The sequence below is a fragment of the Candidatus Planktophila sp. genome, assembly GCF_044348745.1.
Taxonomy (GTDB): Bacteria; Actinomycetota; Actinomycetes; order Nanopelagicales; family Nanopelagicaceae; genus Planktophila.
Window position 1 is genome coordinate 49,997 of sequence record NZ_JBIKSG010000001.1, and the last position, 22,670, is coordinate 72,666.

At 46.9% G+C, this 22,670-nt stretch carries 23 protein-coding genes; 15 read left to right on the forward strand and 8 right to left on the reverse strand.

Features of this window, described 5'->3' with window-relative positions:
• Window positions 1–161 precede the first annotated feature (161 nt).
• The 5 genes from mraZ to AC9UH7_RS00255 form a co-directional block, all read right to left on the reverse strand.
• Window positions 162–593 carry a division/cell wall cluster transcriptional repressor MraZ gene (gene mraZ, locus AC9UH7_RS00235; protein ID WP_509593491.1) on the reverse strand — a complete coding sequence of 144 codons (432 nt, stop codon included), beginning with the start codon at window positions 591–593 and terminating at the stop codon, window positions 162–164.
• Window positions 594–781: 188 nt separating this feature from the next.
• The gene (locus AC9UH7_RS00240) at window positions 782–1,138 is read right to left on the reverse strand and encodes a DUF3040 domain-containing protein (RefSeq protein WP_509593493.1); all 357 of its coding nucleotides are present in this window, start codon (window positions 1,136–1,138) and stop codon (window positions 782–784) included.
• A gap of 32 nt (window positions 1,139–1,170) precedes the next feature.
• Entirely contained in the window at window positions 1,171–2,358 is a 1,188-nt protein-coding gene (dinB, locus tag AC9UH7_RS00245) for a DNA polymerase IV (protein WP_509593621.1), read from the reverse strand.
• A 2-nt stretch (window positions 2,359–2,360) separates the two neighbouring features.
• A complete protein-coding gene (locus AC9UH7_RS00250; protein WP_509593496.1) occupies window positions 2,361–5,588 on the reverse strand; it encodes a DNA polymerase III subunit alpha in 3,228 nt (1,075 codons plus the stop codon).
• The gene (locus tag AC9UH7_RS00255; RefSeq protein WP_509593499.1) at window positions 5,585–5,866 is read right to left on the reverse strand and encodes a DUF6504 family protein; all 282 of its coding nucleotides are present in this window, start codon (window positions 5,864–5,866) and stop codon (window positions 5,585–5,587) included. Before AC9UH7_RS00255 ends, AC9UH7_RS00250 begins: the two co-directional genes overlap by 4 nt.
• A gap of 135 nt (window positions 5,867–6,001) precedes the next feature.
• On the opposite strand from AC9UH7_RS00255, the gene AC9UH7_RS00260 reads away from it, so the two are divergent.
• Window positions 6,002–6,748 carry a sulfite exporter TauE/SafE family protein gene (locus AC9UH7_RS00260; RefSeq protein WP_509593502.1) on the forward strand — a complete coding sequence of 249 codons (747 nt, stop codon included), beginning with the start codon at window positions 6,002–6,004 and terminating at the stop codon, window positions 6,746–6,748.
• Here the strand turns inward: AC9UH7_RS00260 and AC9UH7_RS00265 are convergent.
• Window positions 6,738–7,952, reverse strand: coding sequence for an MFS transporter (locus tag AC9UH7_RS00265; protein ID WP_509593504.1), 1,215 nt, complete (start codon window positions 7,950–7,952; stop codon window positions 6,738–6,740). The two genes, AC9UH7_RS00260 and AC9UH7_RS00265, sit on opposite strands and share 11 nt — an antisense overlap.
• A 41-nt stretch (window positions 7,953–7,993) precedes the next feature.
• On the opposite strand from AC9UH7_RS00265, the gene AC9UH7_RS00270 reads away from it, so the two are divergent.
• From AC9UH7_RS00270 to AC9UH7_RS00295, 6 genes are read left to right on the forward strand one after another with little or no spacing between them, the layout of a single operon-like run.
• Complete coding sequence (locus AC9UH7_RS00270) at window positions 7,994–8,479, forward strand: YbaK/EbsC family protein (protein WP_509593507.1); 486 nt, start codon at window positions 7,994–7,996, stop codon at window positions 8,477–8,479.
• 2 nt (window positions 8,480–8,481) lie between these two features.
• A complete protein-coding gene (locus AC9UH7_RS00275; protein ID WP_509593509.1) occupies window positions 8,482–8,871 on the forward strand; it encodes a VOC family protein in 390 nt (129 codons plus the stop codon).
• The gene (locus tag AC9UH7_RS00280; RefSeq protein WP_509593512.1) at window positions 8,868–9,530 is read left to right on the forward strand and encodes a spheroidene monooxygenase; all 663 of its coding nucleotides are present in this window, start codon (window positions 8,868–8,870) and stop codon (window positions 9,528–9,530) included. Before AC9UH7_RS00275 ends, AC9UH7_RS00280 begins: the two co-directional genes overlap by 4 nt.
• A 28-nt stretch (window positions 9,531–9,558) precedes the next feature.
• Entirely contained in the window at window positions 9,559–10,362 is an 804-nt protein-coding gene (locus tag AC9UH7_RS00285) for a carotenoid biosynthesis protein (RefSeq protein WP_509593514.1), read from the forward strand.
• A gap of 7 nt (window positions 10,363–10,369) precedes the next feature.
• Window positions 10,370–11,434, forward strand: a complete 1,065-nt coding sequence (locus tag AC9UH7_RS00290) for a glycosyltransferase family 2 protein (protein ID WP_509593516.1) — start codon at window positions 10,370–10,372, stop codon at window positions 11,432–11,434.
• Window positions 11,431–12,927 carry a phytoene desaturase family protein gene (locus AC9UH7_RS00295; RefSeq protein WP_509593518.1) on the forward strand — a complete coding sequence of 499 codons (1,497 nt, stop codon included), beginning with the start codon at window positions 11,431–11,433 and terminating at the stop codon, window positions 12,925–12,927. The genes AC9UH7_RS00290 and AC9UH7_RS00295 overlap by 4 nt, the downstream gene beginning before the upstream one ends.
• Here AC9UH7_RS00295 and AC9UH7_RS00300 read toward each other — a convergent pair.
• Together AC9UH7_RS00300 and metF are read right to left on the reverse strand one after the other, a co-directional pair.
• Window positions 12,887–13,510, reverse strand: coding sequence for a CDP-alcohol phosphatidyltransferase family protein (locus AC9UH7_RS00300; RefSeq protein ID WP_509593521.1), 624 nt, complete (start codon window positions 13,508–13,510; stop codon window positions 12,887–12,889). The two genes, AC9UH7_RS00295 and AC9UH7_RS00300, sit on opposite strands and share 41 nt — an antisense overlap.
• On the reverse strand, window positions 13,503–14,351 hold the full coding sequence (gene metF / locus AC9UH7_RS00305; RefSeq protein WP_509593524.1) for a methylenetetrahydrofolate reductase [NAD(P)H]: 849 nt from the start codon (window positions 14,349–14,351) through the stop codon (window positions 13,503–13,505). The genes AC9UH7_RS00300 and metF overlap by 8 nt, the downstream gene beginning before the upstream one ends.
• 22 nt (window positions 14,352–14,373) lie before the next feature.
• Between metF and AC9UH7_RS00310 the strand changes: the two genes are divergently transcribed.
• From AC9UH7_RS00310 to AC9UH7_RS00345, 8 genes are all read left to right on the forward strand, one after another.
• Window positions 14,374–15,447 carry a polyprenyl synthetase family protein gene (locus tag AC9UH7_RS00310; protein ID WP_509593527.1) on the forward strand — a complete coding sequence of 358 codons (1,074 nt, stop codon included), beginning with the start codon at window positions 14,374–14,376 and terminating at the stop codon, window positions 15,445–15,447.
• On the forward strand, window positions 15,447–16,931 hold the full coding sequence (gene crtI, locus AC9UH7_RS00315) for a phytoene desaturase family protein (protein ID WP_509593530.1): 1,485 nt from the start codon (window positions 15,447–15,449) through the stop codon (window positions 16,929–16,931). Before AC9UH7_RS00310 ends, crtI begins: the two co-directional genes overlap by 1 nt.
• The gene (locus tag AC9UH7_RS00320; RefSeq protein WP_509593532.1) at window positions 16,932–17,834 is read left to right on the forward strand and encodes a phytoene/squalene synthase family protein; all 903 of its coding nucleotides are present in this window, start codon (window positions 16,932–16,934) and stop codon (window positions 17,832–17,834) included.
• 96 nt (window positions 17,835–17,930) lie between these two features.
• Window positions 17,931–18,506, forward strand: a complete 576-nt coding sequence (pnuC, locus tag AC9UH7_RS00325) for a nicotinamide riboside transporter PnuC (RefSeq protein ID WP_509593535.1) — start codon at window positions 17,931–17,933, stop codon at window positions 18,504–18,506.
• Window positions 18,487–18,978: a uridine kinase family protein gene (locus AC9UH7_RS00330; RefSeq protein ID WP_509593538.1), complete on the forward strand. Its 492-nt coding sequence runs from the start codon at window positions 18,487–18,489 to the stop codon at window positions 18,976–18,978. The genes pnuC and AC9UH7_RS00330 overlap by 20 nt, the downstream gene beginning before the upstream one ends.
• Before the next feature lie 55 nt (window positions 18,979–19,033).
• A complete protein-coding gene (gene pknB, locus AC9UH7_RS00335; protein ID WP_509593541.1) occupies window positions 19,034–20,932 on the forward strand; it encodes a Stk1 family PASTA domain-containing Ser/Thr kinase in 1,899 nt (632 codons plus the stop codon).
• Window positions 20,933–20,936: 4 nt separating this feature from the next.
• Window positions 20,937–21,800 (forward strand): deoxyribonuclease IV, encoded by an 864-nt coding sequence (locus tag AC9UH7_RS00340; RefSeq protein WP_509593544.1) that lies wholly within the window; start codon window positions 20,937–20,939, stop codon window positions 21,798–21,800.
• Complete coding sequence (locus AC9UH7_RS00345; protein WP_509593547.1) at window positions 21,800–22,663, forward strand: DMT family transporter; 864 nt, start codon at window positions 21,800–21,802, stop codon at window positions 22,661–22,663. Before AC9UH7_RS00340 ends, AC9UH7_RS00345 begins: the two co-directional genes overlap by 1 nt.
• The last annotated feature ends 7 nt before the right edge of the window (window positions 22,664–22,670 follow it).

Genomic DNA, 22,670 nt, shown 5'->3' on the forward strand with positions numbered 1-22,670 from the left:
TTACTTTTCATTGTTGCTCTTGCTTATTTCTTGTACTACATCTTTCTTGCTGTGCGGCTCTCACCTCTGGTCACTGCCGGCCGACGGATCTTTGTGTAGCAACGGCACCGGGGAAGGGGTGTCGCTGCGTTCGAAGGGTCGGCAGTGGCCACAAATGAGAGTTAGAACAAACCTGGAAAGACCTCCTCTGAAACATCTGCGAAGCTCTTTTCACGATCTGTTAAATATTCATTCCATGCAGTTGCGTCCCAAATTTCAACGCGAGTGTTTGCACCAATAACAACGCACTCTTTTTCTAATCCTGCATATGTGCGAAGTGATTGTGGAATTGTTACGCGACCTTGACGATCAGGAATTTCATCGTGCGCGCCAGCAAACATCACACGGCTGTAATCACGTGCTGATTTTGCAGTGACTGGCGCTTGTTTTAGCGTCTCTGTGATAACTAAAAATTCATTCGATGGAAAAACATAAAGACAACGTTCTTGTCCTTTAGTAATTACTAAACCTGCAGCTAACTCATCGCGGAATTTTGCGGGAAGTATTAAGCGACCTTTGTCATCAAGACGTGGCTCGTGGGTGCCTAGAAACATTTTCAGCGCCCCCTTCCCCAGGTTCGCCGCGGACCTTCGTGCCCGCTTAATTCACCACTTTACTCCATTTCTCTCCTTTTTACACCACTTTTTGCCACTATTTACCCATTCGCGCCCCACCTCTCCCCACCCTGGGGGCATGAAAAAGCCCCTCACATGGAGGGGCTTGAGCGTTACTTAGGTACGGATTACTGCTCTTGACCTCTGTTGTCCCAGCGCTTTTCCATCCGCTCACTCATTGAAGAGCGTGTGCGTGGCTTTTTGGCTGCCTTTTTGCCGATACCAGGGGTAAAGCTAGAGATCGCACTGATTACGCCGCTAAGTGCAATCAGAAATCCGAGAATTCCAATGGGGGTTACCTTTGAAATTAGGCCACCAAACAAGGTGACAAGGCCTAGAAGAACAAGACCGGCACCCATCATGATGCGCTTGCGTGAAGGCAGACCAGGATTAGCAGAGAGCGCAGAAACTAGGCGTGGATCCTCAGTTAAGAGGGCAGCCTCCATCTCATCTAGTAGGCGCTTTTCGCGATCTGATAGTGGCACAGGCCCACAATAGAACAAATTCTCTATACCCGCTACTCGTTTTCTTCTATAGCCGGTCTAATCAATCGAGCAGGTCTAACAGAACCATCTCCAAACCGCTCACGGGCTCTGTCCATTGCCCCTTCTGCCTCGCGCCAGCCTTTTTCGCGCTCCCCCAGCAGCAATTGCACTGGTGCTGCCTGGCTTAAGTTCTCTAAGGAAACTCCCACTAATCGCAGGCGGGCCCTTTCGATGCGTAGAGCTTCGTAGAGACCCTTAACAACTTCATACACATCATGGGTGCTGTCGATTGGCAAAGGCAAAGTCTTGGAACGATTAATCGTTGAGAAATCTCCAAATCTCACCTTGATGCTAATTGTCTTTGCAAACAGTTTTTTATCGCGTAGTCGTGATGTGGCGCGCTCACACAACCGCAAATACTCGCGCAGAATTTCTTCTGGATTATCTAGATCAGTTGGAAATGTCTCTGCCGCACTAATGCTTTTTTCCGCATCTTGTGGTGCCACATCACGGTAATCACGACCCCAGGAGAGTTCGTGCAATGTCATACCAGCTGCTTCGCCAACTGCGCGAATTAAAGTTGTCCGAGGCAAATGCGCAATATCTTCAATTGTGCGAAGTCCTAAGCGTTCCAGCACTTCGGCAGTCTTTGGCCCTACTCCCCACATCGCAGAAATTGGCAGTGGATGTAAAAACTCCAAAATTCGATCACTAGTAATCTCTAGCATTCCATTGGGTTTGCAATGAGTTGATGCAAGCTTTGCAATGAACTTTGATGGTGCGATGCCAACAGAGCAAGTAATGCCCTCTTGTGCTTCAACCTTTGCCCGTATTGCTGCTGCGATCTCACGACCTGTGCCCAGTAACTTCTTGGCACCTGTCACATCTAGAAATGCTTCATCAACAGAGACTGGCTCAACATAGGGTGTGAAGCTTTCAAAGATATGCATGATGTGACCCGAGACCTCTTGGTAGCGCGCCATATCAACAGGTAAAAAGATTGCATGGGGTGCTAACCGCCTGGCTTGTCCCACCGGCATTGCAGAGTGAATTCCAAATTTGCGTGCTTCATAGTTGGCCGCAGAGACAACTCCGCGGGCACCCATTCCGATGACAACAGCCTTGCCTTTTAACTCTGGGTTATCTTTCTCAGCAACTGATGCAAAGAATGCATCCATATCGACATGGAGAATCGTTGCCTGTGTTGGCTTCTCATCCATTGTCATATTGCGAGCGTACTTTGTTTGGTGCTCCAACTTTCGTAGGCAGCACGTAAATCCCACGCCCCAGTGGCTCTTATGGAGATTCCCCTGGCCCCAGTTCTGCGGGTTACGCCCCGCACAAGTAGCAGCGATGTGGAGTACAAAACATTGGCGTATTCGCTTTGAACATCAGTGAAAAATGTGGAATCACTCAGCCCATATCCATCATCTAAGGTTACAAAGATGACACGTTTACCAGAGCGCACCGGTGGTGTCTGCATCGCAACCTTGATGCCAGCAACTAGCACTGATGATTGAGATCGCTGCTTTAGTAAATCACTAGATCTAACCGCCCCAATTGCATTGAGAAAGTCGCCATAGAACTCAATCATGTGACGGGACATATCAATACCTAAACGATCGACTTCGTACTTAACACTTTCAGCAGCTGTCATTGCAGGTAGGCCGCTGCTAATTAATGCTGGTGGATCAAAGCCTAAGTTCATCTGTGCGCCAGATACGGGCGCACTTGGTGATTTTTGTAGATCAGAAAAGTGGAGCAGTAGATCTCTGCGATTAACATCGGCGTGCAACGCATCAAAGGCACCGGTCAAGATCATGCTCTCTGTAACTGGGGCGCTAGCTCCTGACCTGCGCACAAAATCGTTTAAATCAATATAGGGACGGCCAGCAATAATTGATTGCACCTCCCCATCGCTCATGCCAGCAACAGTAGATAACGCAATACGAATAGCATTTCCATGATCTTCTACTCGATAGACAGAGTCAGATGCGTTGACATCAAGGGGTGCAATTGCAATCCCCATTTGTCTAGCCTCATCAACAATTAAACGCTTGGGATACATGCCAGGATCATGGGTAAGTACCCCGGCAAGAAATGCTGCGGGGTAATGCGTTTTGAGCCAAGCAGATTGATATGTAGGCATAGCAAAGGCGGCAGCATGTGCTTTGCAAAAACCAAAGGATGCAAAAGCGCGCAGCACATCCCAGATCTCATTGATGATCGGCAGTTCATACCCCTTGGCAGTTGCTGCCGGAAAGAACCAATCGCACACCTCTTGTTGGCCTGCCCGGTCCCCCAACGATCTGCGCTTTTCATCAGCCGTTGCCAAAGAAACCCCAGTCATCGTGGCGATGATCTGAATAACTTGTTCGTGGAAGACAACAACGCCTTCGGTATGGGCCAAGGTTTCGTACAAATCAGGGTGCATTATCTGTGCCGCACTCCACCCATGACGTGCCTTTAAAAATGGCGTGATCATGTCGCTTTTAACTGGCCCTGGCCTAAACAAGGAAATATCAATAATTAAATCGGTGAAGTTGTTAGGTGCAAGCTTTCCTACTAGTTCGCGCTGTCCTGGACTTTCGACCTGAAAGATTCCAAGGGTGCGTGTTGATTGAATGAGCTCGTATGTGGCTGTGTCATCTAATGGCACCGTATCTATATCCACAACATCTTTGTGGACTCGTTCAATCTCTTTGAGCGAGTACGCAATCGTTGACTGCATGCGCACACCCAACACATCTAGCTTTAACAGCCCGACTGCTTCAACATCATCCTTATCAAAGGCAACCATGGGATATCCCCCGGCACTTGTCATTAATGGCGCGCGATCTAGAAAACCTCCATCAGATAAAACGATGGCACATGGATGCATAGCAAGGTGTCTAGGCAAACCATCTAGGCGTTGTGCCATCTCAATAGTTGCCGCCATTAATGGAGCGGAGGTATTAAGTCGGCGAAGCTCTGGTAATGATTCAAGAGTCTTTGCAATATTGCGAGCACGAACATGTGGCATTGATTTTGCCAACATATCTATCTCCATGCCAGGCAGGCCAAGTGCTGCGCCAGCATCACGGATTGCATGGCGTGCACGGTAGGTATCAACCATTGAAACAACTGCGCATCGTGATTGATTACCGGGTGCAGCCCAATTGCTATCGCCGTATCGCTTAAAGACCATGTCATAGATTTCTAAACGTCTTGCAGATTCCACATCTATATCAATATCAGGTAGCGCTCTGCGCAAAGGAGAGCAGAAACGCTCCATTAACAAACCATGTTGCATGGGTTCAACCCCTGAAATACCCAGCAGATGACAGATCAACGAACCCGCACCGCTGCCACGGGCTGCAACTCGAATACCCGCATTTCTTGCCATGTCTGCAATATCTGCAACTGTTAAAAAATATGATTCAAATCCAAGTGTTGCAACTGTTGCAAGTTCATCATCTAAACGTGCGCGTGCTTTGTTGATTTGATCACTGCTGGTATATCGCCAGTTAATGCCAGCTTCGCTACGGCTGCGCAGCAAAGTGCGCATTTCTTGCGCGGTATTTACCCCTACAACATGGGGTTCTGGCAGGTGGGCTGCTCCTAATCCGATGTCTCGCTGGGGTGATAACAAGCAGCGCTCTGCCCATTCCCGAGTTGTCTTTAGCAATGCGCGTGGTGTGCGCTCCCCTGCAGCTCGTGCAATCTCGGCTGCCAATGAAATCATCTCATCACTAGATTTTAAAAAGCCTTCAGCGTTGCGGCGTTCTATATGGCGATCATGCAGCGGAACTAGCTGTCGCACACAATCTAAAACATCTGCAACTGGCCCATCGGTGCGATCTTTCATGCGCACAGCGTTAGTAATAACCGCCTCTAAATCATTGTCCCTAGCAAAGATTAAAGAGCGAGCTGCGTGTTCGGTAGATCGCGGACCACGCCCTGCTACCAAGTGTGAAACACATTCAATGGCATTGCCTGCAAATAGATCACGGGTTTGATTAAAGATAGCTAGCGCTTGATCAAAGCGATGGTTTTGAATAGCGCTACTCATGGGCGCTTCAGGCCCATGCATCGCATAGACATTGGTGCTGTACTGACTGAACTGTTGCAAAAAATCTAAAGTTAAAACTGGAACACGGGTATCACTTGTCATTGTCAGCGATGTCATCAACCTACATAGCGAGCGCCATCCCCCATCACTATGTGCCAGCAACGTGATGCGACCCTTACTATCGCCCAGGTCGATTGCACAATTGACTCCGATGATTGGTGCGATGCCGTAATCAACACAGCTTTGCGTAAAACGGATAGCGCCAGCTAACCCATCGCGATCTGTTAGCGCTAGCGCGGGCATTTCAAACTCTGCTGCGCGCTGTACTAAATCGCTAGGTTGGGTTGTGCCGTATTTCAATGAATAGCCACTGGCAACATTGAGGTGAATAAAACTCATACGTTACGAATAATCCACTGACCTGTTACTTCATCACGTTCTAGTTCAAAGGTTGTGAGCGCACCAATGGGAGCCGCCTCTACCCGCCACAGCGCACGTGCCTGATCATCAGGGCGATACTTGCCATCGCTAATGCGATTCCACCAGCCACCTGCTTCACACCATCTAGATAAGACCGCGTGAATGCGAAAACGTTTTCCTTTGTAGGTGAACTCAATAGGAGTTGTTGCCCCATCGATAGTGACATCGAGGGCGGAGTTAACCTGGCTGGCTGACATGTGTGAGGCTACCTTTCAAGGCTGTGGGTATTCGAACAGATGTTCGAAAAATAGCCCTTGCCACCGACAAATAGCAAGCCCGTGAGCGTGTTGAGCCTAGGCAGCCTAGGCGGCTCCGTGCCCCACACTTACCCCATGGAGATCATTGGCGGGTTGCTAGCCGGAGCCGTCATCGGCGCGGTCCTTGGATTTATCGGGGCGGGCGGGGCCATGCTCTCAGTCCCGATCCTTCTCTACATCTTCAACTTCTCGCCGCAGGCTGCAACAACTGCTGCCATTGCTGTTGTCTTAAGCGCTGCTATCTCGGGATTGCTTCCAAAGATAAAAAGCAAGGAAGTTTTGTTTAGAGAAGCTGGCATTATCTGGGCTTTGGGTCTTGTCACCAATATTGGTTTTTCAATCATTGCCCATCGTTTAAGTGATTCAGTTATAACAACAGGTTTTTCCATGGTGTTACTAATTGCAGGAACATCTATGTTGATTAAGCCAATAGCTGGCACTGAAAAGAAGGTTCCTTTCTTATGGCTGATCCTAATCTCACTGGTTATCGGAACGATGACTGGGTTATTTGGAATCGGTGGCGGCTTTCTTGCAATTCCCATTCTTGTTCTCTTCTTTAAAGTGCCGCAAGGAAAAGCTGCTGGAACATCACTTGCAATCATTGCCATCAACTCAATCACAGCATTTTTTGGACATTACCAAAGTTGGTCAGAGGTCACATGGACTGTGCCAATTGCTATGGCGATCTCAGCGGTTGTGGTTGCTCGTATAGCGTCAATCAAGAGTGGTCAGATGAATCCAGTGATACTACGTAAATCATTTGCATTCTTGCTCTTTGCAATTTCAATCTTCACGCTTGTAGAAACTTGGTTTATTGCTTAAGCGCTCTCACCTTGATGTATTTTGATTGAAGACCAACCACCATATAGAGAAGTACCGGGAAGGCAAATGCCACCGGTAGCGATGTAACTTCGGCAATTAATCCAATTATTGTTGGTCCACCGAAGTAGGCAGCAATAGCAATTAGCCCAACACGAGCTAAGCCAACAGATGGCGCAATGCCTGGAATAGATGCCGCTGCTAGGTTAAATGCCGGGAAAAAAGGCCCCATTCCAAAGCCAGCTGCGGCAAAACCTAGGCAGACAATAATTAACCCTGCTGTTGGATGAGAGTCAGAGATTGACATTCCAACGAATAAACCAATTCCCCAGAGTCCACCACCGAAATATCCACCATATTTCACAGTGTTCACATGGCCCCACTTTTCAAAAGCACGATCACCCAATAAGCGACTTGCGATCATTGCTAGGGAAAAAGTTGTCGCAGCCGCTGCATTTAAACCTTTGCCAATGCCCATATGGTCCTGCAAAAGGATTCCGGACCATTCATATGCCCCGCCTTCTGGAATTAATGAACACATCAAGCCAATGCCAAGTGCCCACAGAATCAAAGACTCTTTTCCGAAGAGTGAAACTTTGCCCGCATCATCTTCACCGGGTTCACCCAGATGCCCATCATGTTCGGCTGGCAAGAGGTAATGCGCAATAAATTGATAGACAAATAATCCAAAGATTGCGATGGCAATTAAGTTATCGCGAGGGGAAACAAAGTTTGCTACCAATCCCCCAACTAAGGTTGCTGCAAATGCGCCGATACTCCACAACCCATGAAAGCTAGACATCCAGCGGCCCTTAGTGTGTTTCTCAATTTCAACTGCTTGACCGTTAATTGCAATGTCCATAAATGCGACATTGAAGCCAGTGATAAACAAACCGAGAAGCAAAATCTGAACATTGTCTGCCAGACCGATCACAAAGACACCCACTGGCAACAAGACACCTGAAATTCGAACAATTAATTTAGAGGAATACATGTGGACCATACGTCCTGCAAGTTGTGCACCCGGAATTGATCCCACTGTGCTTGCAAGTAGGACAAGGCCGAACTGACCATCACTTAAATTCAGCGCTGTCTTGATCTCTGGAATACGCGGAATCCAAGCAAGTCCCAAAAACCCCAAAAAGAAAAAGCAGGCCCACACTGCATTTCGCGCTCTCATACCCAGCGCATATAAATCAGTTGCCATTTCATGCTAAGACTACTTCAATAGTTCGATAATCTAGGAAGATGGAAGGCGTAAAAGAAAAAGCTGCTGTAAGGCGAGTACTTGCCGCCTTGCTTGAGCACGGCCTTGAAGGTGAAGTCCACGTGCTTTCAGATAGCGCCCGAACTGCGCAAGAAGCGGCAACTGCCCTTGGCATTGAGGTCGGACAGATTGCTTCATCACTCATCTTTAAACTTCCAGATGACTCGCCTCTATTGATCATAACTAGCGGGCGCCATCGCGTTGATACAGATTTAGTTGCGAAGAACCTAGGAATTGAAGGCCTCGGCCGAGTTGATGCAGATTATGTAAAAGGGAAGTCTGGGTTTTCAATTGGTGGGGTTGCTCCTATTGGCTGGGTGTCCCCCGCAACTATTCTCATTGATCAAGCCCTGAATGATTACAAGGTTGTGTGGGCTGCTGCCGGACACCCACACGCTGTTTATCCGACGACGTATGCAGAATTGATTGCTTGCACCGATGCAAAACCAATGATTGTTGGTGAATAACCATGAATACATTGGGGATGATCGCACTTGTTGTTGATGAATACGACTCAGCAATTTCACACTACGTTACTGATCTTGGATTTACTTTGATCGAAGACACAATAATGTCCCCTGAAAAGCGCTGGGTTGTAGTGGCTCCTAGCAATGATGGTGCCAGGATCCTGCTAGCAAAAGCTGCAACAGATCAGCAGAGAGCTGCAATCGGTAACTCAACTGGTGGTCGGGTTGGATTCTTTTTGTATACAACTAACTTTGATGAAACCTACGAAAGCTACAAAGCTCGAGGTATTGAATTTATTGAGCAACCGCGCCAGGAGGCATACGGTCAGGTCGTTGTCTTCAAAGATAAGTATGGAAATAAGTGGGATCTCATTGAGAGTGCAAGTAAATGATCGTTGCCTATTTTTGGACTATTAAATCCAGAGCTATCCCATTTGTATTGTTTGCAATGGCACTTGACCGTTTTTCATTGTGGCGCTCACCCAATGTGGGTTTCTTTAAATCCTTAGGAACTGGCAAAGGTGAGACATTCACACCCGCCGATGCCAATTCCTTACGTTGGGGTTTGATTGTGCAAGTTAAGGATCTAGAAGCGTTCGATCAATCATTAGTTGTGGAGCGCTGGCGCAAAAGAAGTGTTGATGAGTTTCGCGCAGTTCTTGAACCAATTTCATCTCATGGTAAGTGGGCGGGCAAAGAACCATTTGTTGCAACGGCCAAAGATTGGGATGGTCAGGTTGTAGCAATCACCCGTGCTCGGATTAAATGGCACCAAAACTTTAGATTCTGGAGATCAGTGCCTCCCGTAACAATCTCTCTGAAGTCAGCGCCAGGATTATTGGCTGCAATTGGCATAGGTGAAGCCCCTATTGGGCTGCAAGGTACTTTTTCATTGTGGGAGTCATCTGCTGCCATTAAGAACTTTGCATACAAAGGTGCCGCTCATCAAAAGGCTATTGCAGATACTGCAACCTATAACTGGTACTCAGAAGAGCTATTTGCGCGCTTTGCTGTGCGTGAAGTACGCGGAACATTGCAACAACTGTCTTAAATAAATGGAATAAGGCAGACTTACGCCTATGTCCATCCGCCATTACACCCCGAGACGCAGAACACGCGGTGCTGCATCTCCTGTGCTGATCAAGGCTATGGGTGTTGCACTCGGTGCAACGGTGTTGATGCAGATTCTTTATCCTCTCGTAGATGGCGGCTTACTTGGCGTCATAACAATTGCATCTGTCTACACGGCAGCACTTGCCATGTTTCTCCATGGCATCGCCGCCTTTGGTGCGCGCTATGGCTGGACCTTGTTGGGAATCACTTTGACCTTTGGTTACTTCATCGAACAACTTGGAGTTTCTACAAGTTGGCCATTTGGTGAATACACCTATTCAGATACTTTAGGACCAAAGATTTTTTCTGTGCCACTAGTTGTTCCTTTTGCTTGGGTCATGATTGCTCATCCATGTTTAGTAGCAGCCCGACGTATTGGTAAGTCATGGGTCTTTCTATATGGCGCACTGTTAATGATGGCGTGGGATTTGTTTCTTGATCCCCTGATGGTTACAGCAGGTCGATGGACTTGGGTTGTTAAAGGATCACATGTTCCTTTCCAACCTGAAATTCCACTGTCTAACACCTTTGGTTGGCTGCTTTCAGGAATGCTTTTAATGACAATCCTGCACTTTTCAACCCCACGGGAGCGACGCAAGGTGGGCGGTTCACTCATTGCTGCAGATATCTTGTTGTTCTGGACTTGGTTTTCAGGAGTTGTTGGAAATCTCTTCTTCTTCGGTCGCCCCGGTATTGCTGGATTTTCAGGTTTGATTCTGGGTCTCTTGCTCGCCCCTTACTTCTTTAACCGATGGGTCGGAAGACCGTAACCTTTAGATGATTCTCTTTTTCTTACTCCCACTCATTCTGCTCACCATCGCAGCTGTTAACTTTGTCCAAATCCGCACACCCAACCGCACATCAGATTTAACTGAAGAGGTTGGCGTGATGGTTCCGCTGCGTAATGAAGCAGAAAATGTTGAGGGCTTGATTGCTACTTTGGCAGCCCAAGCTGGCCCATTCCGCTTCTATTTATTAGATGACAACTCAGAAGATCAAACATTTGAACTACTGCAAAGATTTACCAAAGCTGATTCGCGCTTTAGGGTCATTAAAGGTGCTGCACTTAATGAAAAATGGATTGGTAAAACTTGGGCTCTTCAGCAGATGTATGAAGTTTCACAAGAGAAGGTTTTGGTCTCAATTGATGCTGATGTGCGCTTAAGCAACGATGCCATTAATAAAGCGGTAACAGCCATGCAAGATGCCGGATTAGATTTTGTTTCACCATACCCTCGTCAAATCGCAAAAACTTTTGGTGAACGTTTGATTCAACCATTACTTCAATGGTCTTGGCTTACAACTGTTCCGCTTCGTTATGCAGAAAGTTCTGGACAAAAATCAATGGCTGTTGCCAACGGCCAATTCTTTGTGGTGCAACGCTCAGCCATGGAATCTATTGGTGGATACCAAAGGGTTAAACATGCAGTCATCGATGATGTTTTCTTAGCACGTGAGCTCATCAAAAATGGTTCTCATGGAACTGTGATTAATGGTTCTGAGATCGCAGAAACTCGCATGTATGGATCCTGGAATGAGATAGAAGCAGGGTATGGAAAATCCTTAAGTAAGGCATTTGGTTCGATCTTTGGTGCAATCTTTGTGATGGCATTTCTATTGGCAACGTGTGTGACCCCAGTAATTCTGGCTCTTTCTGGAAATGTGTACGGCTGGATGGGATTTGCCGCCATTATTGGTACTCGTGTGCTCAGCGCTCTAAAAAGTCGTGGCCAAGTGCTAGATAGTGTGTTGCACCCAATATCGATAGTTGCACTTGTTTATCTGACTATCTACTCATACTTGATGCACGGAAGCATTCAATGGAAAGGTCGCACAGTATGAAAATCGTTGTGATTGGCGCAGGCATGGGTGGCATGACCGCTGCTGCTCGTTTATCACGCGGTGGACATGAAGTTATTGTGTATGAAGCATCAGACCAAGTCGGTGGAAAATGTCGCACTGAATGGATTGGAAAAGTTGCCTTTGATACCGGGCCCTCCTTACTAACGTTGCCCGCTGTATACAAAGACTTTTTCCAGCGCACTGGAAAACCTATGGGACTTGTCTGTCCTATTGAATCTGTTAATCCATCCTTTGATTATCACTTCGCAGATGGCAGCAACGTAAAGTTTGCCAATCTTTCACGCAAAGAAACATTAGATGCAATCACAGCTAGCTTCGGTGCGGACAGTGCCGCTCAATGGGATCGCATCATGAAGCGCGCAGAACGTATGTGGGATGTAAGTCGTGTTCCTTTTGTTGAATCCGAACTCAAGTCCCCAATTTCATTGATGAAGCGAATCACCTTTCTGCGTGACATGAAAATTATTGCGCCGTGGAAGACCCTGCGCCAGCACGATGATGAAATCCTGAAAGATCAACGTCTTCGCTTCATCATGGACCGCTATGCCACCTATAGCGGCTCTGATCCCCGCAAAGCACCTGCTGTGCTTTCGACAATCGCCTTTGTCGAAGAAAGCTTTGGTGCTTGGCATGTGAAGGGTGGGCTCGGAAATCTAACAACCACGGTTCATCAGCGAGCAGTAGATGTCGGTGTCACCTTTCACCTGAACTCCCCCGTTGCCAGCATTCAAACCACTGGCAATAAAGCAACAGGTGTTGTTTTATCTGATGGCACAACCGTTACAGCAGATGCAGTTATTGCAAATGCTGATGCCTCACTTGTCTATAACAAGCTGATTACAGGTCACAAGCGAGTATTGAAAAAAGCTCGGAAAAACATTGTTAACGCGGATGTCTCAGTTGCTGGGTTTTCACTTTTGCTCGGCATGCGCAAGGATCCAGAGCAAGTTCTTAACCACCACACAATCCTGTTTCCTGAAGATTATGATGCTGAATTTGATGCGATCTTTAATGAGGGTAAGCCGGTAGAAAAGCCAACGATCTATATTTGCGCTCCGCACGATGAATCAATGAGCAAAGATGAAACTCTTGAGGGCTGGTTCGTGCTTGTTAATGCTCCAACGCATGGACAGTTTGATTGGAATAATTCAGAGTTTGCTAGCAAGTATGCAAACAGCATTATCGATCAAATAGAAGCGCGTGGAATTTCTGTGCGAGATCGCTTGGAATCTTTAACTATTAGAACTCCTGCAGATTTAGAAGCAGCTGTTCGCGCTCCGGGCGGTGCCATCTATGGAACATCTAGCAATGGTGCTCGTGCCGCATTTATGAGAGCAAAGAATCGTTCACCGATTAAAGGGTTGTACTTAGTTGGCGGTTCAGCCCACCCTGGTGGTGGCTTGCCATTAGTTGGATTAAGTGGAGATTTAGTTACGGAAGCAATCGGCTACGAGAAAAACGCACGACACTAACAAAACTATAAATTTGTAATACCAAGAATGCAATTGAAAGCTCTGTTGCACCAGGTAGTGCCAACTGATTAAGAATCAAAACAATAAACAAGAAACTTGCCCGCACTGGGCGCTCTGCAGGGGTAACAACGCCGATATCGCTCACACCTAGTGAAAACAGCTTTGCTCTGGCATATTCCTGAAAAGCTGCAACTGACCACAAAGTAATTGGGATCCAGGCCGGGACACCTATGGCATAGAGGGCATAGAACCACAGTGCTTCACTGATGCGATCGACTACTGAATCTAAGGTTGCCCCGAACTTGCTTTCGCGGTGCTGGAAGATAGCAACGCTGCCATCAATACCATCGCAAAACAGCGAGAACACTAAGAAAAGAATTGCCCAGGCAGATTGGGCAGTTAAGGCGGTAGCAACCGCTCCTAACAAGCCAAACAATGTGAGGACGTTGGGTGATATTCGAAGCAAGGTGCAGATCAAACCGAAACGATAAGAAATATGTAACCAAGCACCAACGATTCCTGTTGTTTCGGCATCGCTATGCAAAGAACTCCACTTTGCCTTGAATTCATCTTTGCTAAGCATTGAGGTTCCTATAAATTTCTTGAGTAGCAGTAGAGCTATTCATTGTGTAAAAGTGTAATCCAGGTGCCCCTGCTGCTAATAGCTCTCTGCAGAGTGATGTTGCTATCTCCACACCTAACGCGCGCACTGCAGTTGCATCATTTTCAACCTGTGCAAAAGCTTCGGCAATATGTGCAGGAATCGCAGTACCGCCAAGTTCAGCCATTCGGTGCAGCAACTTTACGTTTGTCACAGGCAAGATGCCGGGAATGATGACTAACTGAGAGCCACGTTCTGCAAGACGCTCAACTAACTGTGTGTAGCGAGCTGCTTCAAAGAAAAATTGTGTAGTTGCAAATGTAGCGCCTAGCTCTTCTTTACGTATGAGCACATCAATGTCTTTTTCAAAATCACCAGATGAGGCAGGGTGGCCATCAGGAAATGCTGCAACACCAATTGTGAATCCACCAAACTCATCGGCTAATTGAACTAACTCATCTGCATAGTTAAGACCACCGGGTGTGGGCGTCCAGGGCGCACTTGGTCCCCCAGTTGGATCTCCACGCAGCGCCAAAATACTTCTGATGCCTGCCTCTTTATAGCTATGCAAAATTGAGATCAACTCGTCTCTAGTTGAGCCAACGCAGGTTAAGTGAGCAACAGTTGATATTCCCGTGCGCTTGGTAATTTCTTGCGCAATCCGAATAGAACGATCACGGGTGGTGCCGCCGGCGCCATAGGTCACAGACACAAAGTCTGGGTTTATCGATTTAAGGCTATCGATGGCAACCCACAAGCGTTCTTCACCCTCAACATCCTTTGGAGGGAAGAACTCGAATGAATACGAAGTGCGGAGTACCACTGAGTGAGGGTACCGTTACCGAGTGAGTTCAGAGCCTAAAGCAACGTTATTGAGCGTTCGCAGCGCCGTTGAAGAAGAGTTAGGCATCTTCCTCAACCGAGAAGCGGCATACCTGAATTCGATTTCAACAGAGCTATCTCCTGTGTCAGATTCTTTAACATCATTTTTACTAGATAGTGGAAAGCGACTTCGACCACTCTTTGCGTACGCGGGCTTTCTAGCCTCCGGTGGAGCACTGGATAAACCAGTTATCCGCGCGATGGCATCACTTGAACTCTTGCAAGCATGTGCACTCATTCATGATGACCTGATGGATGGTTCAGATACCCGTCGTGGAAAGCCATCGATTCATCGCCATTTTGAATCAAAGCATGCTCAAGATGATTTAGATGGCTTTGCCCCACACTATGGATTATCAGCAGCTGTTTTGTTAGGGGACCTGGCTTTAGTCTGGTCTGATCAAATGTTAAACAGCGCAGGATTAACTACAGAACAACTCGCGCAATTGCTTCCTTATTACAACGAAATGCGTGTTGAGTTAATGGCAGGACAGTTCTTAGATATTCATGAACAAACACAAAAGAGCACAAGCGTTGATCGCTCCATGAAGATTGCTCGCTACAAATCTGGTAAATACACCATCGAGCGTCCATTGCATTTAGGGGCAGCCATGGCATCTGCGCCAGCAGAGATCTTTACCGCCCTATCTGCATATGGACTTCCATTGGGTGAAGCTTTCCAACTCCGTGATGATCTCCTCGGTGTGTTTGGAGATCCTTCTGTCACGGGAAAACCTGCAGGTGATGATCTCCGTGAAGGAAAGCGCACTGCTTTAATCGCGATGACAAATGATCGACAATCTGAAGCCCAGCGGGAATTGGCGCGCACATACTTTGGCAAGCCAGATTTAGATGCTGACGGAGTTGCCCTACTTCGAGAAATCATCGAATCCACTGGTGCACGAGCAGAACTTGAAGCAACTATTGAGCGTTTAACAGATCAAGCATTAACCGCAGCGCAAGCTGCAGTTTTTACAGAGGATGGAAATGCAATGCTCGTCGAGCTAGCAAATATCGCAACCAAGAGGAGTTCGTAATGCCCGCACGTGTTAAAGGTCCAACCGATCATGTCGTCGTTGTTGGAGCAGGCTATGCCGGCTTAAGCGCTGCCCTTCGTCTTGCAGGTGCTGGTCGCAAAGTAACAGTCATTGAACGAGAGTCTGTGCCTGGTGGTCGAAGCGGGCTACTTCAAAAAGATGGCTACTCATTTGATACAGGTCCTTCTGTCTTAACAATGCCATCTTTGATTCAAGATGCATTTAGCTGTGTCGGTGAAGACATGAAGGACTGGGTTGAACTCATGCCTGTCTCTCCTTTGTATCGTGCTTTCTATGCAGATGGATCTCAATTAGATGTGCATGCAAATACAGCCCAGATGGAAGCAGAGATTGCAGAGAAGATCAGCCCTGAAGAAGCGGCTGGTTATGCCAAGTATGTAGATTTTGTTACAAAGCTTTACAAGTATGAGATGAATGATTTCATTGATCGCAACATTGACTCGCCATTTAATCTTTTAACACCAAACCTTGCGCGTTTGATTGCACTTGGCGGTTTCCGCCGATTGTCTCCAAAGGTAAATCAGTTTATGAAGGATCCCCGTCTGCAGAAGGTGTATTCATTCCAGGCTATGTATGCCGGCGTTAGCCCGCAGCAGGCGCTAGCTATCTATGCAGTTATTGCATATATGGATTCAGTCAATGGTGTTTTCTTCCCGAAGGGCGGAATGCACGCAGTTCCACGCGCGATGGCGGCAGCGGCACAAAAGCATGGTGTTGAATTCAAATACAGCACCACTGTCTCAAAGGTTGATGTGCAAAACGGGCGAGCAAAAGCTGTCATCACAGAAGATGGACAGAGAATTGAGTGCGACGCAATCATTCTGAACCCAGATCTACCTGTTGCTTGGCGCGATCTACTCGGAAAGACTCCATTAAACGTTAAGCGCTTGAACTACTCCCCTTCATGCGTGACAATGTTGGTGGGATCTTCTAAGAAGTATGACTTTGCTGCCCACCACAACATTCACTTTGGTGAGTCATGGGATGGGGTCTTTGATGAGCTCATTAAGAAGAAGCAGTTAATGAGTGATCCAAGTGTTTTGGTAACAATTCCTTCATTAGATGACCCTTCGCTAGCCCCTGCTGGAAAGACTTCTTACTACGTCCTCTTTCCTACCCCTAACCTCACCGCAGATATTGATTGGACTAAGCAAACCAAGCCATATCGAGATCACATGGTGGAAACTCTGGAACAACGTGGGTACACAGGTTTTGGAGATGCAATTGAAACCGAAGTTGTGACCACTCCACTTGATTGGAAAAATCAAGGAATGGAGCAAGGTGCACCATTTGCTAGCGCACACACCTTCTTCCAAACCGGTCCATTTAGACCACGCAATATGGCGGCTGGAATTGAAAATGTTGTCTTTGCAGGATCTGGCACACAACCAGGTGTTGGAGTTCCAATGGTTTTGATTTCAGGTCGCCTTGCCGCAGAGCGAATTGTGGGCCCGGTTAAGTAAATGGATGAACTAACCGCTGCAGGAATTACCGATCCTGAACTTCGTGCCTCCTATGAAGAGTGCAAGCGGTTAAACGCCCTACATGGCAAGACCTACTTTCTAGCCACGCTTTTACTACCAAAAGCAAAGCGTCCATTTGTTCATGCTCTTTATGGATTTGCTAGATATGCAGATGAGATCGTTGATGATTTGGCCTCTGAATTAAGCGTTGCAGAGAAAGCAGAAGCATTAAGTACTTGGGGCAATACCGTTTTAGCTGATTTAAAAAAGGGAACCAGCCAAGATCATGTTGGGCGTGCGCTCATAGACACAGTAAACCGCTTTGATATTCCACATGAACACTTTGAAGCATTCCTGCATTCGATGACCATGGATCTAACCGTTCAAGAGTATGAGAGTTACGAGGACTTGCTGGAGTATGTCTATGGATCAGCAGCGGTTATTGGACTGCAGATGGTGCCAATCCTTGGACCATTACACAATGATGCATTTGCGGCTGCTGAAAAACTAGGGATTGCATTTCAACTAGCAAACTTCATTAGAGATGTCGATGAAGATTTAGATCGTGGACGTGTCTACCTACCAATAAAAGAGCTGGCTCAGTTTGGCGTTACCCGCGAAATGCTGGAAGAACGAGTGCTAACACCAGAGATTATTGAGGCTCTTAAGTTTCAGATTGCACGAGTCCGACAATTACAGGCAGAGGCCGCACCTGGCATAGTTATGTTGGAGGCAACAAGTCGTCCATGCATAGAAGCGGCCAGCACTTTGTATTGCGGCATTGTGGATGAAGTCGAAAAGATTGGTTACGACATTTTCAATCAGCGAGCAAAGACTTCAAAGGCTCGCCGTATTCGTGTTGCCGGCAAGGCTTTCATTAAGCGCCAGTTCATTTCACGCTAGAGTATCAACCACGGGAGCCGTCAAGGCTGAGAGGGTCTGAAATTCAGACCGACCGATTGACCCGTCCGATAATGCGGACGTGGAAAGGAATACATCGTGTCAACCATTTTATTTACCGCTTGGGGCTATGACGTCTCCATCTTGGAATTTGTTGCAGCAATCGTTTCATTTGTGGGTGTGTGGTTAGGAACAACTGGAAAACGCATAACCTGGCCTTGGTGGGCTTTAAGCAGCGCTCTTTATGGAATCTTCTATTACCAAGCAGAATTCTTTGCCAGTTCATTACTACAGATCGCATTCGTTGTGGCCGCAGCATTTGGTTGGTTTGGCTGGGCTCCAACAGGTGCGGTTCCAGGAACTCTGTCCGTTCGAAATCGTCAATACATTGCGATAGGAACAATCATCAGCGTTTCTGTTCTTTCTCCGCTTTTATCAAATATCGGAGCAGCAGCAACCTGGACTGATGCATTCATACTTGTGGCAAGTTTAACTGCACAGGTGCTGATGATTTATGAAAAGTTTGAGGCTTGGATAATTTGGATTATTGTGAATGTAACTGCAACGATCCAATTCTCCATACTCGAATATTGGTTCACATCTGTCTTATATGCCGTGTTCACTATTGTTGCTGTAATCGGCTTGAAGCGTTGGCATGACTCTCTTAGCCATTGATGGTCCAGCTGGTGCTGGTAAAACTACTTTTGCTGCAAAGCTGGAGGCTGAACTGTCCTTAAAGGGCACCGTAAAGGTTATTCACATGGATGATCTCTATAACGGTTGGGAAAATGCCTTAAGCAATGCTCTTTCAGAAATCTTAGATCGAATCACCACCGCCCACCTTGCTGGAAGAGAGTTTGTCATTAAGAAATTTAACTGGCACACCATGCAATTTGATAAGGAAGAAACAGTCCCACCGACTGATTATTTGATTATTGAAGGAGTGGGTGCAGCGCAGCAGATTGTTCGTGAGTCTGGAGCAACTACCTATTGGTTTGATATCGAGCCGGAGATCGGTTTGCAACGTGTCTTGAATCGAGATGGAGCGCACATCGAGGCGCAAATGCGTCAATGGCAAATAGATCAAGATAAACACTTTGAGCGGGATGAAACCCGTGAAAATTGCGAGTTTAAACTCACTTCATAACCCTTTTGGGCGCGCCCTGAACCTCTGTTGTGGGCCCACTCCTTAAAATCTGCATATGTCTGATCTGACCGGTGAGCTCATTGATGGGCGTTATCAATTACTGCGTCAAGTTGCTAACGGTGGGATGGCAACGATCTATGAAGCACTAGATACACGTCTTGACCGCAAAGTTGCAGTCAAAATCATGCACGCACATTTGGCGCAAGATGAAGCGTTTGTGTCTCGATTTATCCGTGAAGCTAAAGCTGCAGCTGCACTGACACATCCAAATATTGTTGCGGTGCAGGATCAGGGATGGAATCAAAGCGGAGTCCCCGCTGTGTTTTTGGTTATGGAGTTAATCGAAGGTCACACACTCCGAGAGTATTTAAATGAGCGTGGTCGTTTTGAAATAAAGGATGCAATCAATTATTTAACTCCTATTTTGTCCGCACTTTCTGCAGCACATGACCTAGGAATTGTGCATCGGGATATCAAGCCTGAAAATATCCTGATCTCAAAAGATGGAAGAATTAAGATCGCAGATTTTGGTTTAGCCCGAGGTGAATTAATCGGTACAACGATGACGGCAGAGTCCAGTGTGATCCTAGGAAGTGTTTCCTACCTATCTCCTGAGCAGGTTCAACGCGGTATTGCAGATTCTCGAAGTGATGTCTATGCAGCAGGAATAGTTGCCTATGAAATGTTTACAGGGGAAAAACCATTTAATGGGGACTCCCCGATTCAGATTGCCTATATGCATGTGAACGAGGCTATCCCCCGACTGCGCAGCAAGCGCAAGGAGATCCCCCAAGCACTAGATGACTTGATTGCAAGTGCTACCTCAAAAAACCCAGATGATCGTCCTCGCACAGCCGGTGAATTCCTAGCCCGTTTACACACCATTCAAGTTGAGCTTGACCCTAAGAAGAACCAGATGGATCTTGGTTTGGACTTACCAGTTGAGCCTATTCGCGAGAAAGCACGGAAAAAAGAAAAGGTATTGCCCGTCAAGGAAGCAACAGTTGAGGTTAAGGAAACTACTCGCGAGATAAAGCGCCGAGAAGAAAAGAAAAAGCGTGCCAGTGCCAGAGTTCGGAGGAACCGAAAGGTTGCACTGATACTTGCAATTGCTCTAGGTGTTGGTGGATGGTGGACACTTGTGGGCCCTGGTTCACGTGTTGTTGTGCCTTCCACAGTTGGCGGCAGCTATGACGAAGCAGTTGCAACATTTACTCCTTTAGGGTTAACCGCCGTTATCTTAGAAAAAAGATTTGATGAGGAAATTGCTAAGGGAAGAATTATCGAGTCCGCGCCACCTGGTGGAGGAAAAGTAGAAGCCGGTGGCAGTGTTAAGTTGATTATTTCTAAAGGTCCAGAGCGCTACACGATTCCATCAGTAGCTGGCTTAACACCTGAAGCAGCACAAGGTGCCGTCACTAAGTTTCCATTAAGTATCGGGACCATAACTGAGGTATTCAACTCAGATATTCCAAAGGGCTTTGTAATCTCAGCAACGCCAACATCAGGTACAACTGTAAAGCGAGACACAAAAGTTAATTTGCTAGTTTCAAAAGGTATAGAACAAATTGCACTTGCTTCCTATGTTGGCAAAAGTGGCGAGCAAGCGCTCAATGAGTTAACAGAGGCTGGATTTAATGTTGAGTCTGGATACGCATTTAACGAGACGACACCAGAACTTGCTGTTATTTCACAATCTCCAGCTGGTGGCGTTAGTGTCAATAAGGGCGGGACGGTAAAAATCCTTATTTCTAAAGGCCCTCGTTATACCTACATTCCAAAAACGATCATCACTATGGAAGCACAGGCCGGTAAAGAGATGCTTGAATCCCTAGGCTTGAAGGTCAAGGTTGTCACTATTGGAAAAGCGAAAAAGAAGGTTGTTAAGAGTGTTTCTCCAGCGGTAAACACCAAGGTGTTACGTGGAAGTTTGGTGACGATTACCGTAGGGTGAGCCAATGTCATCGCCAGTAAAGAAACCGCGTATCGGTGCCCACACCCCTACTACTGGCGGAATGGCGAAGAGATCCATCGCTTACGCACAAGAAATTGGTGCTGAAGCGATTCAGGTTTTTGCCTCAAGTCCACGAACATGGGCAATGCCAGAGGCCAAGCCAGAGCTAGATGATGCCTTCAAAATCAAAGCAGCAGAGTTAGATATTGAAACCTATGTGCACGCCCCATTCTTGATTAACTTGGGCTCACCAACCGAGGCAACCTATTTAAACTCTTTAGCATCTACAAAGTATTCACTCCAACGTGGTGCAGACATTGGCGCACTTGGAGTGGTCATCCACACAGGTTCAGCTGTTGATATAAACCATGTTGAAAAAGCGTGGAAGCAGATTCATGAAGGCATGATGCCGATACTAAACGCACTCGGTGATGACGCACCGTACTTGTTGTTAGAACCAACAGCTGGTCAAGGTCAATCACTGGTAAAGAAATTAGATGACCTTGCTATGTATTTGAAGGCACTGGAATACCACCCAAAGGTTGGAATCTGTCTTGATACCTGCCATGTCTTTGCCGCAGGACATGACATTTCCATTAAAGGCGGAATGAGCGCAACAATAGATTTGCTAGTTGAAGTCGCAGGAATAGAAAGATTTCAGTTAGTGCATGCAAATGATTCAATGGATGTCTGCGGAGCACTCAAGGACCGCCACCAAAATATTGGTGAGGGTCATATTGGGGTAGATCCATTTAAGGAACTGCTTTCTCATCCCGCTGTTGCAAATGCTCCTTTGATTCTTGAGACTCCAGGCATGGAACCAGAACACGGTAAGGAAGTTGCGTTACTGAAGAAATTGCGCGGCTAATGTCTGCTCGCCATCAATTACAGTTAAAACTTGCTCCATGGGCACTGCTCTCAGTCTCTGCTGCTTGGGGATTTGCCTTCGTTGTCATGAAGGATGCGATCGAAAAACAGAGCGTTAACAACTTTCTTTTCACTCGTTTTACCTTGGCTGTTGCCGTCATGCTCTTGATCCGCCCTCAAACAGTTGAATATTTCAATAAAGATTTACTGCAACGTGGCTCATTAGCTGGAGTCTTTTTAGGTCTTGGCTATATCGCTCAAACACTTGGCCTTGAGCGCACCGGTGCTGCAATTACCGGTTTCATTACTGGTCTATATATCGTTCTGACTCCCCTCCTGGCCTGGCTTGTATTGAAGGAAAAGATCACTCGCTTTACCTGGTTGTGCATTATGGTCGCAACGGTTGGTTTGGCATTGCTCTCGATTCGAGGTTTCTCAGTTGGTATCGGAGAAATGTTTGTCTTAGCTAGTGCTTTTCTCTTTGCCGCTCACATTATTGCTCTGAGCAAATGGGCATCGGGTCGTGATGTTTATGCAATGACGGTTGTTCAGTTAACCATGTGTGCAGTTTTGTCAGGAATTGCCTCAATTCCAGGAGGTTACTCACTTCCTCCAGATTCTGGGGTGTGGGCGGTAGTGGTATTCACCGCAGTGTTTGCAACTGCAATCGCATTTATTGTGCAAACCTGGTCCCAGGCACATATGAGCGCAACAAAGGTTGCTGTAATCCTGACGATGGAAGTTGTCTTTGCTGCCCTCTTTGCAATCCTATTTGGAGGTGAAGTACTCACACTTCAAAGTGCAATCGGTGGAGTTCTAGTCATTGTTGCTATGTATTTGATTGTGCTCAAGGAACAGAAGTAGGCTGCTG

Excerpts from the sequence above, each read along its gene's own strand:
- AC9UH7_RS00300 (WP_509593521.1), bottom strand. The coding sequence starts at position 13,510 with ATGCTTAGCAAAGATGAATTCAAGGCAAAGTGGAGTTCTTTGCATAGC.
- AC9UH7_RS00285 (WP_509593514.1), top strand. The coding sequence starts at position 9,559 with ATGTCCATCCGCCATTACACCCCGAGACGCAGAACACGCGGTGCTGCA.
- AC9UH7_RS00330 (WP_509593538.1), top strand. The coding sequence starts at position 18,487 with ATGACTCTCTTAGCCATTGATGGTCCAGCTGGTGCTGGTAAAACTACT.
- AC9UH7_RS00270 (WP_509593507.1), top strand. The coding sequence starts at position 7,994 with ATGGAAGGCGTAAAAGAAAAAGCTGCTGTAAGGCGAGTACTTGCCGCC.
- AC9UH7_RS00255 (WP_509593499.1), bottom strand. The coding sequence starts at position 5,866 with ATGTCAGCCAGCCAGGTTAACTCCGCCCTCGATGTCACTATCGATGGG.
- AC9UH7_RS00280 (WP_509593512.1), top strand. The coding sequence starts at position 8,868 with ATGATCGTTGCCTATTTTTGGACTATTAAATCCAGAGCTATCCCATTT.
- AC9UH7_RS00265 (WP_509593504.1), bottom strand. The coding sequence starts at position 7,952 with ATGGCAACTGATTTATATGCGCTGGGTATGAGAGCGCGAAATGCAGTG.
- AC9UH7_RS00250 (WP_509593496.1), bottom strand. The coding sequence starts at position 5,588 with ATGAGTTTTATTCACCTCAATGTTGCCAGTGGCTATTCATTGAAATAC.
- AC9UH7_RS00345 (WP_509593547.1), top strand. The coding sequence starts at position 21,800 with ATGTCTGCTCGCCATCAATTACAGTTAAAACTTGCTCCATGGGCACTG.
- AC9UH7_RS00295 (WP_509593518.1), top strand. The coding sequence starts at position 11,431 with ATGAAAATCGTTGTGATTGGCGCAGGCATGGGTGGCATGACCGCTGCT.
- dinB (WP_509593621.1), bottom strand. The coding sequence starts at position 2,358 with ATGGATGAGAAGCCAACACAGGCAACGATTCTCCATGTCGATATGGAT.
- AC9UH7_RS00290 (WP_509593516.1), top strand. The coding sequence starts at position 10,370 with ATGATTCTCTTTTTCTTACTCCCACTCATTCTGCTCACCATCGCAGCT.
- crtI (WP_509593530.1), top strand. The coding sequence starts at position 15,447 with ATGCCCGCACGTGTTAAAGGTCCAACCGATCATGTCGTCGTTGTTGGA.
- pknB (WP_509593541.1), top strand. The coding sequence starts at position 19,034 with ATGTCTGATCTGACCGGTGAGCTCATTGATGGGCGTTATCAATTACTG.
- AC9UH7_RS00260 (WP_509593502.1), top strand. The coding sequence starts at position 6,002 with ATGGAGATCATTGGCGGGTTGCTAGCCGGAGCCGTCATCGGCGCGGTC.
- AC9UH7_RS00340 (WP_509593544.1), top strand. The coding sequence starts at position 20,937 with ATGTCATCGCCAGTAAAGAAACCGCGTATCGGTGCCCACACCCCTACT.
- AC9UH7_RS00275 (WP_509593509.1), top strand. The coding sequence starts at position 8,482 with ATGAATACATTGGGGATGATCGCACTTGTTGTTGATGAATACGACTCA.
- AC9UH7_RS00320 (WP_509593532.1), top strand. The coding sequence starts at position 16,932 with ATGGATGAACTAACCGCTGCAGGAATTACCGATCCTGAACTTCGTGCC.
- mraZ (WP_509593491.1), bottom strand. The coding sequence starts at position 593 with ATGTTTCTAGGCACCCACGAGCCACGTCTTGATGACAAAGGTCGCTTA.